This is a genomic window from Synechococcus sp. UW179B (genome assembly GCF_900474245.1).
Classification (GTDB): domain Bacteria; phylum Cyanobacteriota; class Cyanobacteriia; order PCC-6307; family Cyanobiaceae; genus Synechococcus_C.
The window spans coordinates 155,174-167,461 of record NZ_UCNZ01000002.1; the positions used below are offsets into that span (position 1 = coordinate 155,174).

The window sequence follows — 12,288 nt, forward strand, 5'->3', positions numbered from 1 at the left end:
ATGAGCTCACGATTCGATCGCCGCCCCCCCTCTGGCTCTGGCAGCGGCTCAGGTTCACGCGGGCGGCGTCCGTTTCGTGATGGATCACCACCCATCCGTCGCGATCGTGATGACAGCTGGGGAGGACGTCCTGAAAACGGAAGCAGCGACCGACGTTCCAGTGACCGTCGCCCGTCGGATCGGCGCTTCTCAGAACGTCGTTCTGGCGAAGCCTATGGAACGGATCGTCGACCGGCTTTTGATCGCCGCTCCTCCGATCGAAGACCCTCGGACCGACAGTTTTCCGACCGAAAGCCTTCCGACCGACAGTCTTCCGATCGACAGTCTTCCGATCGCCGTTTTTCAGAGCGTCGGTTTGGGGATTCGGGATCCCATGATCGCCGGCCTTCCTTCGATCGTCGCTCGTCTGAGGGTCGCTCGTCTGAAGGGCGCTCTTCAGGAAATCGTTTTTCAGAGCGTCGCTTTAAAGATTCAAGCGCCAGTGACCGCCGCCCTTCCTTCGACCGCTCCTCTGATCGCTCCTTTGATAGTTCCTCCGATCGTCCCAGCGGGGATCGGTCGTTGACGGATCGCTCCTCCTCAGACCGGTTTTCTGACAGTCGTCCGCCTGAAGGCTCTTTCAGCGATCAGCGTTTTTCCGATCGTCGCTTCAAGGATTCGGGCTCAACGGATCGCCGTCCGTCTTTTGATCGTCGCTCCTCTGACCGTTCTTACGGAGAGCGTCGAGCACGTTTTGCTGAGCGTCGTGGCCAGGCTGGGAGTGGTCAGGGTGGGAGTGGCGGTAAAAGATTTTCCCCACGTTTGGATGACAAGCCCCGGGGGGAGTCGAGTCCTCATGCCCCAGAGGCCGTGGCCGATGATTTGCTCTGGGGGCGTCATGCCACTCAGGCGGCGCTAGAGGCAGGCAGGCCCATTCATCGCATTTGGTGCACCTCTGAGCTGCGCAGTGCTTCGAAATTCCTTCAGCTGCTCAGAGATGCCAAATCGTCTGGAGTGTTGGTGGAGGAGGTCACCTGGGCCAGGCTTGGCCAGCTCACCGGTGGCGCTGTGCATCAGGGCATTGTTTTGCAAACGGCAGCAGCTGAAACCTTCGACCTCGGGGATTTGGTGAAGGGATGCAGTGCCTTGGACGAGGCCCCGTTGTTGTTAGCCCTCGATGGTCTGACCGATCCCCATAATTTGGGCGCCATTGTGCGTTCAGCTGAAGCGCTCGGAGCGCATGGCGTGGTCCTCCCTCAGCGAAGAAGTGCTGGCTTGACAGGGTCTGTCGCCAAGGTTGCTGCCGGTGCCCTTGAGCACTTACCCGTTGCTCGGGTCGTCAATCTCAATCGATCCCTTGAAACCTTGAAATCGTCTGGGTATCGGGTGATCGGCTTGGCTGAGGAAGGTGACCTCACTCTTGAGGAGGTGGATCTGGATGGCCCGCTGGTGATTGTGACCGGCTCTGAAGGACAAGGGCTGTCGATGTTGACGCGTCGTCATTGCGATCAGTTGATCCGCATTCCCCTGCGAGGCGTCACCCCCAGCCTGAATGCATCTGTTGCCACAGCCCTTTGTGTGTATGAGGTGGCTCGGCGCGGCTGGATGAAAGGTCTCAAGGGACAGAACCCATCTCCACGAATCACCCGCCCCCAATTGGCTGGATCCGCTCTTGCAACGGCCCCTGCCAGCGCAGAGCCCGGCGACGCCCCCATCTCGGATCCGTCCCCAGAACAACCGGTTTCTCAACAACCTGCATCTCAACAACCTGTTTCTCAACAACCGGCATCTCCACAAACCTCTGTCCAGCCCTCAGATCAGCTGTCTGAGCAGGCTTTAGAGCAGCCTTCTGATGAGGGTACGGAGGGTTCAGTGGTCAATCTTGATTTAGGGCGTGAGTCCGAAATGTCAGGACCTGATGCTTTTGCAGTGAGTATTGATCTCTAATTTCGAGCAAATGTCTTGAACCGGGGCAAAATACGTTTACCTCGACAGCTCTTCCATGAGCCCCTTGATCAGGCCCCTGCGCAGTCTCGCCAATGGCCTCGGCTTTGCATGGTGGGCTCGTGTCCAGACCCATGGGCCTGATGTCACCTATTGGTTCGGTCCCTTTGTCACCAAGAATGGACTCGAGCAAGTGCTCCCAGCCTTTCTCGATGACCTTTCTTCAGAAGCACCTTCGTCAATCGATCATTCGGTTCTGCGTTGCCGTAGATCGGAACCGCTAACAATCAACGGTCAAGGCTGATCCTGCGGCTGATAGCGTCGCTGTTGGAACCCAAATCCTGTCGATGGCGATTGCCGAGTGGCGTCAGCAACTTGAACGCGGTGAAGTCTCCGCCAGGGAGCTAACTGATCATCATCTGGCCCGAATCGAGGCAGTTGATCCAAGTGTCCATGCCTTTTTGGAGGTCACAGCCGATCGAGCTCGCGCGGATGCGGATCGCTTGGATGAAGCGCGAGCGGCAGGAGAGGACCTGCCTCCCTTAGCGGGTGTGCCAATCGCCATCAAGGACAACCTTTGTACAAAAGGAATTCGCACAACCTGCTCCAGCCGGATGCTGGAGTCTTTTGTCCCGCCCTATGAATCCACCGTGACTGATCGCCTCTGGCGTGCAGGAGCGGTTCTGATCGGAAAGACCAATTTGGATGAGTTCGCCATGGGCGGCTCAACCGAAACATCAGCTTTTGGACCAACCGCCAATCCTTGGAATACGGGCCACGTGCCTGGAGGGAGTTCTGGGGGAAGTGCAGCAGCCGTTGCCGCAGGCGAATGCATGGCCTCCCTGGGGTCCGATACAGGTGGATCCATCCGACAGCCAGCATCCTTCTGTGGCGTGGTGGGTTTAAAGCCCACCTATGGCCGTGTGAGTCGTTATGGGTTGGTGGCCTTTGCCAGCTCGCTGGACCAAGTGGGTCCCTTTGCGACATCCGTCTCGGATGCAGCTGAACTGCTGCAAGCGATCGCTGGGGAAGATCCTCGAGATTCCACCTGCCTCAAGGCTCCTGTGCCCAATTACCGCGATCGTCTCGGACGCTCCGTGAGTGGGCTTCGTATCGGAGTGGTGCGCGAGTGCTTTGACCAGGAAGGACTCGATCCGCAGGTCAAAGCGTCGGTGCTTGCCGCCGCCGATCTTTTGCAGTCTCTAGGGGCCGAGCTCGTGGATGTGAGCTGCCCTCGCTTTAACGACGGCATCGCCACGTATTACGTCATCGCCCCATCCGAAGCCTCAGCCAATTTGGCTCGCTACGACGGTGTGAAATACGGCTTCCGAGCTGAGGATGCCTCCAGCCTTGCTGCGATGACGGCGCAAAGCCGAGCCGAAGGCTTTGGTAGTGAAGTGCAACGGCGCATCTTGATTGGCACCTATGCCCTTTCCGCTGGGTACGTGGACGCTTACTACCGCAAGGCCCAGCAGGTTCGTACCTTGATCCGTCGGGACTTCGAGACGGCCTTTGCCTCCGTGGATGTGTTGTTAACCCCCACGGCTCCGTCCACAGCCTTTGCCGCTGGTGCCCATGCAGACGATCCCTTGGCGATGTACCTGGCGGATCTACTGACGATTCCTGCCAATTTGGCGGGTCTACCGGCCATCAACGTGCCTTGTGGATTCGACAGCGAGGGGCTGCCGATCGGGGTTCAACTGATTGGCAATGTGCTCGAGGAACCTTTGCTTCTCCAAGTGGCCCACCAGTACGAGCAGAGTGCGGATGTGATGGCCCGACGCCCCGAGGGCAGCTTTATCCCTGCTTGATCCTTAGCAAAGGGTCTTAACCCCCTGCATGTGGTGCGTGCAGGGGTTGATACCCCCATATCTTGCGCATGCGTTTACGCTAAGGGTATGGCATTTGTTCCCCTTCACAACCACAGCGATTACAGCCTTTTGGACGGCGCCTCGCAGCTTCCTCAGATGGTTGAACGTGCCAAAGAGTTAGGGATGCCGGCACTGGCACTCACGGATCACGGAGTGATGTACGGAGCCGTAGAGCTTCTCAAGTTGTGCAAAGGAGCAGGCATCAAGCCGATCATCGGCAATGAGATGTATGTCATCAACGGTTCCATTGATGACCCTCAACCTAAGAAGGAGCGCCGATATCACCTCGTGGTGCTGGCGAAGAATGCCACTGGTTACCGCAACTTGGTGAAGCTCACCAGCATCAGCCACCTGCGTGGAATGCGAGGGCGAGGAATTTTTTCCCGTGCCTGTGTTGATAAACAATTGCTGAAGCAATATGGCGAAGGTTTAATCGTTGCCACCGCTTGCCTTGGTGGTGAAATTCCTCAGGCGATTATGCGTGATCGTCTGGATGTAGCCCGTGATGTGGCCCGTTGGTATCAGGACGTCTTTGGCGATGATTTTTACCTGGAAATTCAGGACCATGGCTCACCTGAAGATCGCATTGTCAATGTAGGAATTGTTCAGATTGCCAAGGAACTTGGAATTCGCTTGATCGCTACCAATGATGCTCATTACCTCACGCGTAACGATGTAGAAGCGCATGACGCTTTGCTGTGTGTTCTCACCGGCAAGCTGATTAGCGATGTTAAAAGGTTGCGTTACACCGGCACAGAATATCTTAAAAGTGAAGAGGAGATGTCACGGCTCTTTGCTGACCATCTTGAGCCAGATGTGGTGTTGGAAGCAATTAGCAACACTGTACAAGTTGCAGAAAAAGTTGAGGATTACGACATTCTTGGCCGGTATCAGATGCCGCGTTTCCCAATCCCAGAGCCACACACTCCTGTGAGTTATCTCCAGGAAGTGACGGAGCAGGGTTTACGCAACCGATTGGAGATTGATTCCGAAACAGCCATTGATCCGATCTATGGAGATCGTCTGTCCCATGAATTAAAGATCATGGAACAGATGGGATTCCCCACCTATTTCCTTGTGGTGTGGGATTACATCCGCTTTGCGAGAGAGCAGGGAATTCCCGTTGGACCGGGGCGTGGATCAGCGGCGGGGTCATTGGTGGCCTATGCGCTTGGAATTACCAATATTGATCCCGTGAAGAATGGCCTGTTGTTCGAGCGATTCCTGAATCCAGAACGGAAGTCGATGCCTGATATTGACACCGACTTCTGTATCGAACGTAGGGGAGAAGTGATCGACTATGTCACGCGCCGTTATGGCGAAGACAAGGTGGCTCAGATCATTACTTTTAACCGCATGACGTCCAAGGCGGTTCTAAAAGATGTGGCAAGGGTTCTTGATATTCCCTATGGCGATGCTGATCGACTCGCAAAGTTGATTCCTGTTGTACGCGGCAAACCAGCGAAATTGGCAGCCATGATCGGTGAGGAATCTCCCAATCCTGAATTTCGCGAAAAGTACAAGAAAGATCCTGTCGTTAAGCGTTGGGTCGACATGGCAATGCGCATTGAAGGGACGAATAAAACCTACGGAGTGCATGCTGCTGGAGTTGTGATTGCAGCGGATCCTCTGGATGAACTTGTTCCCCTTCAGAGAAATAATGATGGACAGGTCATTACTCAATACTTCATGGAAGATGTGGAGTCGATGGGGCTTCTGAAGATGGACTTCCTGGGTCTAAAAAATCTCACGATGATTGATAAAACTCTGGAGCTTGTTGCTACCACGATTGGAGAAAGAGTTGATCCAGATAAGCTTCCGCTTGAAGATCCTGAAACGTATGCCTTGCTTGCTCGTGGCGACTTAGAAGGCATTTTTCAGCTGGAATCAACGGGGATGCGTCAAATCGTTCGCGATCTCAAGCCCTCATCTTTAGAGGATATTTCCTCGATTTTGGCTCTTTATCGTCCTGGTCCTTTAGACGCAGGACTGATTCCAAAATTTATTAACCGCAAGCATGGTCGTGAGGCGATTGATTTCGCGCATCATTCGATTGAGCCGATCCTTCAAGAAACCTACGGGATCATGGTTTATCAAGAGCAAATCATGAAAATTGCTCAGGATATGGCTGGCTATTCATTGGGAGAAGCGGATTTACTTCGTCGCGCCATGGGTAAGAAAAAGGTGTCGGAAATGCAGAAACATCGTGGAATCTTTGTGCAAGGCGCTTCCGATCGTGGTGTGGATAAGAAAATTGCTGACGAACTCTTTGACCAAATGGTTCTCTTTGCTGAATACTGTTTTAATAAAAGCCACTCCACGGCCTACGGAGCTGTTACTTATCAAACTGCGTATCTAAAAGCGCATTATCCGGTGGCTTACATGGCCGCCTTGCTCACGGTGAATGCTGGAGCCAGCGACAAAGTTCAACGCTATATCTCCAATTGCAACGCAATGGGCATCGAAGTGATGCCTCCAGATATCAATGCATCTGGAATTGATTTCACTCCTAAGGGAGATCGCATCCTGTTTGGGTTGTCAGCTGTTCGCAATCTTGGTGATGGCGCGATTCGCGCCGTGATTGGCTCTAGGGAATCAGAGGGGCCATTCCAATCCCTTGCTGATCTCTGTGATCGTCTTCCCTCTGCGGTGCTTAATCGCAGAAGTATGGAGTCGCTGATCCATTGCGGAGCGATGGATGCTCTTGAGCCCGAGGCGAATCGGGCTCAACTGATGGCTGATTTAGACCTTCTTCTTGATTGGGCTACGTCCAGGGCCAAAGATCGCGCCAGCGGACAGGGCAACTTGTTTGATTTGATGGAAGCGTCCAGTGAAGGCGCTGATGAGGCGGGAACTGACCTCAGCTTGGCGCCCAAGGCTCCTCCGGTGAAGGATTACCACCCCACTGAAAAGCTCAGGCTTGAGAAGGACCTTGTTGGTTTCTATCTCTCCGATCACCCGTTAAAACAGCTCACTGCTCCGGCGAAACTTTTAGCTCCTATCGGCCTCGGCAGTTTGGAAGAACAAGCCGACAAAGCCAAGGTCAGTGCGATTGCGATGGTGAGTGAGATGCGTCAGGTCACCACTCGCAAAGGGGATCGAATGGCGGTGTTGACCTTGGAAGATCTCACTGGATCCTGTGAAGCGGTGGTCTTCCCCAAAAGCTATGCCCGTTTGGCTGATCACCTGATGGCTGAGGCTCGTTTGTTGGTTTGGGCCGCCGTGGATCGCCGCGACGAGCGGGTCCAATTGATCGTGGATGACTGTCGAGCGATTGATGATCTGCGTTTACTGATGGTGGAACTTGATCCAGAACAGGCCAGCGATGTGGCTGTTCAACACAAATTGCGCGAATGCCTTCAGGCCTACCGCCCAGATCAGGAACAGTTAGGCGTCAGAGTCCCGGTTGTTGCCGCAGTGCGCCAAGGAAATACGGTTCGCTATGTGCGTCTTGGACCACAATTTTGTGTTCGCGATGCCTCTGAAGCCGCTCTTCATCTTCAAGAGAAGTCATTCAACGTGACATGCAGTGAACCTCTCCTGAATTAAGGCGCTGATTTAGGTCTGTTTTTGAGCACGAATGGATTCGCGCATTCTCTGGATGTTGGGCTTGATGTGCTCAAGTCCCAGCAAGGTCCCTGCATTCTGTTCCCAACTGGCTGATAAAACGCCATAGCTGAGACCCCCTAGTCCCAACAAAAAGAAACCGCCAGAGGCCAGCAAGGTGATCCCAGGGGGAACATCCATGATCTGACGTGAGACCAGTAAATAACTTCCAACGAAAACACCCATTCCCATGATTGAAGGGATGCCTGTGGAGATCGCCACGCGTCGTGCCATTCGGTTGGCAACAGACTTGGGAATGGGTTGACTGCTTCCTGATTGAGAGGCAGACCGTTTGGATTTGGATTGTGCTTTCGATCCTTCTGCTGACCGGCGCGGCTCGAAGGGCAGAGAGTTGCGTCGATCAGCCATGGGGTCCCTGAAATCCTGTGCAGCTTGCTTAGCCGCGGATTCCAAGCTTAGAAATGAGATCGCTGTAGCGCTGCTCACTCTTGCCTCGGACGTAGCCAAGCAGACGCTTGCGACGACCAATCATCTTGAGAAGCCCCTGGCGGGACGAATAATCGTGGATGTTTTGCTGAAGATGGCTGCTGAGCTTCGAGATGCGCTCGCTCAGCATGGCGACCTGAACTTCTGCCGATCCGGTGTCGGTGGCGTGGGTTTGGTGGCTGTTGATGAGTTGCTGCTTTTCAGTTGTATCGAGCGACATGCGAAGCGTCCGGCCCTACTTGTGCAAACAACTAATTTACCTCTTCATGGGCACATTTAGGACGAAGGGCGGTTCAACCAACGCAGGCTTGCGCGTAACCACCCATCCCCGTCATCCGATGCCGGGACGTCTTCTCCATTGGTCACAGCGCGCATCGCGCGGCGGATCTCTAAATCCTCATAGCCGAGTGTGCTGAGGGTGAGCTGTAAATCCTGCAGGGGGTCGGGATCAATCGGCAGCGATTTGAGATCACTTCTGTCCACAAGGGAGAGGTCGGAACGATCATTGTCTTGATCTGCACTCCATGCACCCAGCCGATCGCGAAGTTCCACCGCAAGGCGTTCTGCCGTGCGTTTGCCTACGCCCTGCGCTTGGGTGAGGCGTCGCAGGTCTCCATCGATGATCGCTTCAATCAACTCGGCAGCGCTGCAGCTCTCCAACAACGCCAGCCCCACTTGAGGACCGACCCCATTCACGCTGATCAGAACGCGAAACAGATCTCTTTCTCTGCGATCTGGGAAGCCAAACAAACTCGAGCCATCGTCCCTTTGCACCTGATGAATCCAGACGGTGCAAGTTGTCCCTGCGGAGAGAGGTTGTAGGTACCTCGAAGCCAGTTGAACCTCGTAGCCCACACCTGCGCAGGCAATCACCAATCCCTGACGTCCGCCCTGACTCCAGTGTTCGATGCGTTCTCCTTGTAGCCAGCCGATCATGCGAGTTCTTTCAATGGCCCCATCGAGGCTTCTGTGGGCATGACCTGGGGACAGTCATCAGATAAGTCAACCACCTGTCTTGAGCTTGAGGAAGCGACCGTGCTTGATCGCGGCGCGCCAATGATGGATTGCAAGAGCACACAGGGGAGTGCTTCGTTGCAATGACTGGCAAAAAAAAAGAAGGCGATGAAGCCTTCTTTGGGGGGTGTGAGGAGCCAAATCTTGTGAGGAGATGGCCGCATCCATCTTTATGAAGAATGTCCCACTCAGTCAACTAACCGACACGTAGAGACTTGTTTGTTTCGATGTCTGTGGGGCTTTGCTCGCGAAGAGTGCTCTTTTGGAGTTTTCAAGCCATGCAGGCCTACGGCGGCAAGGGCTCAAGAGATGGATTGATCACCGCATAAAAAAAGAAGGTGTTTGATGCCTTCCTTGGGGGGTGTGAGGAGTCAATCCTTTGTCAGGAGTTGACACGTTCTTTATAGGTCAAGGCTCCGGCTTTGTGGCAATCCAACAAGTGACAAGACGTGCCTTGCACACTGTTCTTCTTCATTCACAATGCTGGTGTGAGGAGGACTTCTTCGCGGAGTGGAAACAAGGCAACACGCCTGTTAAGAAGTCGAGAACCCCTGCCTTTGGCGGGGTTTTCTTTTGGCCAAAGCTTTCATCGGCTGGCTGATGGGAAGAAGCAACTCACGAATCAGTGTGATCACTGCAATGCCAAGTCTTTGGCTTCCTTAAGGGGGCTGGATCTGTGCGGCATCCATGGCGTGGGGGATCGCCGCCCTTCTTGGCAAATGTCGTGTCCCCCTCCCAATCCTCAATGTCGATTACGGGGCTCCATTTTACGAAGAGATGATGCTAGAAGGTCGGGAAGAAGACGCCTTGAAGATGAACGAGAGCAGCTCCATAACCTTGCTTCAGCTTGTCCAGGAGGTTGCCTACTGCGATGGCTCAATGTCTGAGGAAGAAGAGGAATTGATCCTGTCTCTTATTGATAGCCATGGCCTTCAGGAAGATCGTGATGCCTTGAAAAACCGTTTGGTTGAAGGTTATTCATCGCCGTCACGCAACATCAGCGTGGCAAGGGGAAGTACTCAGCGGATTGAGCATGATGATCTTTTCAAGCGCTTGAGTGCACTGAAGTCAAAGGAAGAACGAGATCTTGCCGTCAAACTGGCCTATCTCACGGCCATGGTCTCCAGAGATCAAGGTGATTTGACAGACATCAATGCCCAAGAGCTCGCTCTTTTTCGAAAGATCACTGAGGCCGTTCATTACTCAGAAGAACGGGTTCGGGCTATTCAGTGGGCGGCAGATGAAGAGCTGCAGCAATGGAGCATTCCTTCTCTGAAGCAGGTGCTTTTAAGTTGGCTCGGCTAACGCGACTTAAAAGAAATTTCCGGCATAAAAAAAGATCTCCTTGGAAAGAGATCTTTTTTACTAATTGGAAAATCGCTTCTTCAAGCAACATTCGTTCGCAGATGCCGTCCAAGGAACGCTTTACATCCAGTAACAGCCTGATGAAGCTTTGTAAAGCTCACTGTTGAGGCGCTTGATTCAATTTGTAGATATTAAGAGCGAAGCATGCGGTTCCGAAGCTCACAAGAAGCACGAGAAGATCTTGAGTGTTCATGGGTTGAATCGTTAAGGAGTGTTCTGTAGGGGATTCAGCTTTGAGCTGCTTTTGCTTTCTTTACGACTGGCAGATCGGAAGGCTGGGCAAGGATGTAGACCACGGCAGCGGAAACGATTCCGGTGAAGGCGATCAGGCCAAAGATGGCGGTTGAGTAATCGGTCATCGGATAAGGCTCTTTTCGTTATGTAACAAAGCTTAGGCCATTTGTAACGAAAGGCAAAGCCCAGCTGTTTTGCTTGTGGGTCTCCAGGCAGCAGGCATAAAAAAAGAAGGCGACGAAGCCTTCTTTGGGGGGTGTGAGGAGTCAATCCTTTGTCAGGGTTGACGGGACTATTAAATACAGAAATCTTGTGACAGTCACCTAAGTGTTGGCAGAAAGTGGCACAGTGCCAATCGCCAAGCATAATTGACCTGTGAGGAGGGCTTCTTCACGGAGTGGAAACAAGGAATCACGCCCGATAAGAAGCCGAGAGACCCCGCCTTTGGCGGGGTTTTCTTTTGTCTCTTTGTTTTGGCTGCTGCTTCATCGCCTGGTCGCTGTCTCTGGTTGGGCGTTCACCAGCACCACGACTTCCACCGTTTAAGCTAGTACGTCTGTACTGAAGCGAGGGGGTTATGGAGGAGTGGGGCTATGTGGATGATCGGGAGCTGCAGAACTGCCGGTGTTCCAATGTGTGCGTGGCGTGCCAGCACTTCAGGCATGGTGTTGATCAGCACTGCCACACGCTGGTTGCTTGCAACATCCGGCAGCAGCAGCTGCAGCAGGGCCAGCACCTCACCAAGACTTGCAAGCTCTGGGCGCCCACCTGGCAAAGCAGCGCAGGCTGGGCACCCGAGATGGGGTGAAAGAAAGTGGTATCAAAAGCAGTCCCATCTGTTGAAGCTGGTTATCTCCATGCCTCTGAACTGTTTGATGCGCCAAATCAGGTAGAGCTTGCAGGAGATTTGGTTCCGGTTCAGACGTTGTGGGTCAAGAAAGCGTTCGTCGCTTTTATGCAGAACAGTTAATCGGCCAGTTCTTTCCACCCGATGCCGAATTCGTGCCGGTTTCACGAACCATTGATGGAGAGCGCCTCGTAGATGAGGTTGTGATCAAATTTACCCACACCCAGAAAATCGAACACCTCCTTCCCGCAGTGGAACCCACCGGGCGGAAGGTAACCATCGCTGTTGTTGTCATTGTTGGCCTTCAAGACGAGAAAGTGGCCTGCGAGCACATTTATTGGGATCAAGCTGGACTGCTGGTGCAACTCGGGCTCTTAAACCCCAAGGGTCTCCCCATTGATCCGATTGCTCCAGAGCGATTACTTAAGGTCATGAACCATGAATCTCACCTTTCCTTTCTGGTGTGATGTGAAAGGCTTGTCAGTCGTTTCTTTGATGCTTAGAAACCTGTCTCATCGGCTTCTGTTCGTCAGCCATCTTTATCCTTAAAAAACAGAACAAAAAAACGAGCGGTTTCTCAGGCCGCTCGTGCTCTCCCTTTTGTCAGCAGCTCGACGCCGCTGCGCAAAGGATCCTGCATGTCCATGGTTTTGTTTGTAGCGATACACACCCTGCTGAAGACTCAGAAAGAACGCAGACACATTGGCGGAGCGTCCCTGCTTGTCATCGTTGAACGGATGGGATGTATCCGCATGGCCGCCAGGATCTATCTGCATTGGACCGCCCGCACCTGGTGCAGGGTGGTTGAATTTGCTGAAGAGTTCGGCATTTCGATCGCCTACAACCCTTTGGTGCTCGGAGAACGAAGAGGGGGATGAGCTGCGCATCAGAGACCTGGATCCAGCTGTTGATCACCACGGCTCATCCCATGAAGAGAGGCCGCCCCTCCCAGATAGGAAAGACGGCCTAACTCGCTCGTTT

General features: G+C 53.6%; 12 protein-coding genes. 7 read left to right on the top strand and 5 right to left on the bottom strand.

The window, feature by feature from the left end:
* The 4 genes from rlmB (at position 1) to DXY38_RS01860 (ending at position 7,343) form a co-directional block, all read left to right on the top strand.
* On the top strand, positions 1 to 1,926 hold the full coding sequence (gene rlmB / locus DXY38_RS01845) for a 23S rRNA (guanosine(2251)-2'-O)-methyltransferase RlmB (protein ID WP_115070216.1): 1,926 nt from the start codon (positions 1 to 3) through the stop codon (positions 1,924 to 1,926).
* A gap of 55 nt (positions 1,927 to 1,981) precedes the next feature.
* Entirely contained in the window at positions 1,982 to 2,227 is a 246-nt protein-coding gene (locus DXY38_RS01850; protein ID WP_006852888.1) for a DUF1816 domain-containing protein, read from the top strand.
* A 43-nt stretch (positions 2,228 to 2,270) separates the two neighbouring features.
* The gene (gatA, locus tag DXY38_RS01855; protein ID WP_115070217.1) at positions 2,271 to 3,734 is read left to right on the top strand and encodes an Asp-tRNA(Asn)/Glu-tRNA(Gln) amidotransferase subunit GatA; all 1,464 of its coding nucleotides are present in this window, start codon (positions 2,271 to 2,273) and stop codon (positions 3,732 to 3,734) included.
* An 87-nt stretch (positions 3,735 to 3,821) separates the two neighbouring features.
* Positions 3,822 to 7,343 (top strand): DNA polymerase III subunit alpha, encoded by a 3,522-nt coding sequence (locus DXY38_RS01860; protein ID WP_115070218.1) that lies wholly within the window; start codon positions 3,822 to 3,824, stop codon positions 7,341 to 7,343.
* Between the two features lie 9 nt (positions 7,344 to 7,352).
* Here DXY38_RS01860 and DXY38_RS01865 read toward each other — a convergent pair whose 3' ends face one another.
* Genes DXY38_RS01865 through ruvA form a run of 3 tightly spaced genes read right to left on the bottom strand, consistent with a single transcriptional unit; the run spans position 7,353 to position 8,783 of the window.
* Positions 7,353 to 7,769, bottom strand: a complete 417-nt coding sequence (locus tag DXY38_RS01865) for a PAM68 family protein (RefSeq protein WP_115070219.1) — start codon at positions 7,767 to 7,769, stop codon at positions 7,353 to 7,355.
* A 28-nt stretch (positions 7,770 to 7,797) separates the two neighbouring features.
* Complete coding sequence (gene rpsO / locus DXY38_RS01870) at positions 7,798 to 8,067, bottom strand: 30S ribosomal protein S15 (RefSeq protein WP_006852884.1); 270 nt, start codon at positions 8,065 to 8,067, stop codon at positions 7,798 to 7,800.
* 56 nt (positions 8,068 to 8,123) lie between these two features.
* Positions 8,124 to 8,783: a Holliday junction branch migration protein RuvA gene (ruvA, locus tag DXY38_RS01875; RefSeq protein WP_006852883.1), complete on the bottom strand. Its 660-nt coding sequence runs from the start codon at positions 8,781 to 8,783 to the stop codon at positions 8,124 to 8,126.
* Positions 8,784 to 9,548: 765 nt separating this feature from the next.
* On the opposite strand from ruvA, the gene DXY38_RS01885 reads away from it, so the two are divergent.
* Positions 9,549 to 10,166 (top strand): hypothetical protein, encoded by a 618-nt coding sequence (locus tag DXY38_RS01885; protein ID WP_244278972.1) that lies wholly within the window; start codon positions 9,549 to 9,551, stop codon positions 10,164 to 10,166.
* Between the two features lie 287 nt (positions 10,167 to 10,453).
* Here the strand turns inward: DXY38_RS01885 and DXY38_RS14055 are convergent, their stop codons facing one another.
* Entirely contained in the window at positions 10,454 to 10,585 is a 132-nt protein-coding gene (locus DXY38_RS14055; RefSeq protein ID WP_006852879.1) for a hypothetical protein, read from the bottom strand.
* Positions 10,586 to 11,007: 422 nt separating this feature from the next.
* A complete protein-coding gene (locus tag DXY38_RS14155; RefSeq protein ID WP_170952818.1) occupies positions 11,008 to 11,235 on the bottom strand; it encodes a hypothetical protein in 228 nt (75 codons plus the stop codon).
* A 152-nt stretch (positions 11,236 to 11,387) separates the two neighbouring features.
* Between DXY38_RS14155 and DXY38_RS01895 the strand changes: the two genes are divergently transcribed.
* Both DXY38_RS01895 and DXY38_RS14160 read left to right on the top strand, forming a co-directional pair.
* Positions 11,388 to 11,774: an ester cyclase gene (locus tag DXY38_RS01895; RefSeq protein WP_244278973.1), complete on the top strand. Its 387-nt coding sequence runs from the start codon at positions 11,388 to 11,390 to the stop codon at positions 11,772 to 11,774.
* 171 nt (positions 11,775 to 11,945) lie between these two features.
* Entirely contained in the window at positions 11,946 to 12,185 is a 240-nt protein-coding gene (locus tag DXY38_RS14160) for a hypothetical protein (RefSeq protein WP_371410976.1), read from the top strand.
* Positions 12,186 to 12,288: the final 103 nt, after the last annotated feature.

Coding starts and splice junctions, on each gene's coding strand:
- rlmB (WP_115070216.1), top strand. CDS start 1: ATGAGCTCACGATTCGATCGCCGCCCCCCCTCTGGCTCTGGCAGCGGC.
- DXY38_RS01850 (WP_006852888.1), top strand. CDS start 1,982: ATGAGCCCCTTGATCAGGCCCCTGCGCAGTCTCGCCAATGGCCTCGGC.
- gatA (WP_115070217.1), top strand. CDS start 2,271: ATGGCGATTGCCGAGTGGCGTCAGCAACTTGAACGCGGTGAAGTCTCC.
- DXY38_RS01860 (WP_115070218.1), top strand. CDS start 3,822: ATGGCATTTGTTCCCCTTCACAACCACAGCGATTACAGCCTTTTGGAC.
- DXY38_RS01865 (WP_115070219.1), bottom strand. CDS start 7,769: ATGGCTGATCGACGCAACTCTCTGCCCTTCGAGCCGCGCCGGTCAGCA.
- rpsO (WP_006852884.1), bottom strand. CDS start 8,067: ATGTCGCTCGATACAACTGAAAAGCAGCAACTCATCAACAGCCACCAA.
- ruvA (WP_006852883.1), bottom strand. CDS start 8,783: ATGATCGGCTGGCTACAAGGAGAACGCATCGAACACTGGAGTCAGGGC.
- DXY38_RS01885 (WP_244278972.1), top strand. CDS start 9,549: ATGGCGTGGGGGATCGCCGCCCTTCTTGGCAAATGTCGTGTCCCCCTC.
- DXY38_RS14055 (WP_006852879.1), bottom strand. CDS start 10,585: ATGACCGATTACTCAACCGCCATCTTTGGCCTGATCGCCTTCACCGGA.
- DXY38_RS14160 (WP_371410976.1), top strand. CDS start 11,946: ATGTCCATGGTTTTGTTTGTAGCGATACACACCCTGCTGAAGACTCAG.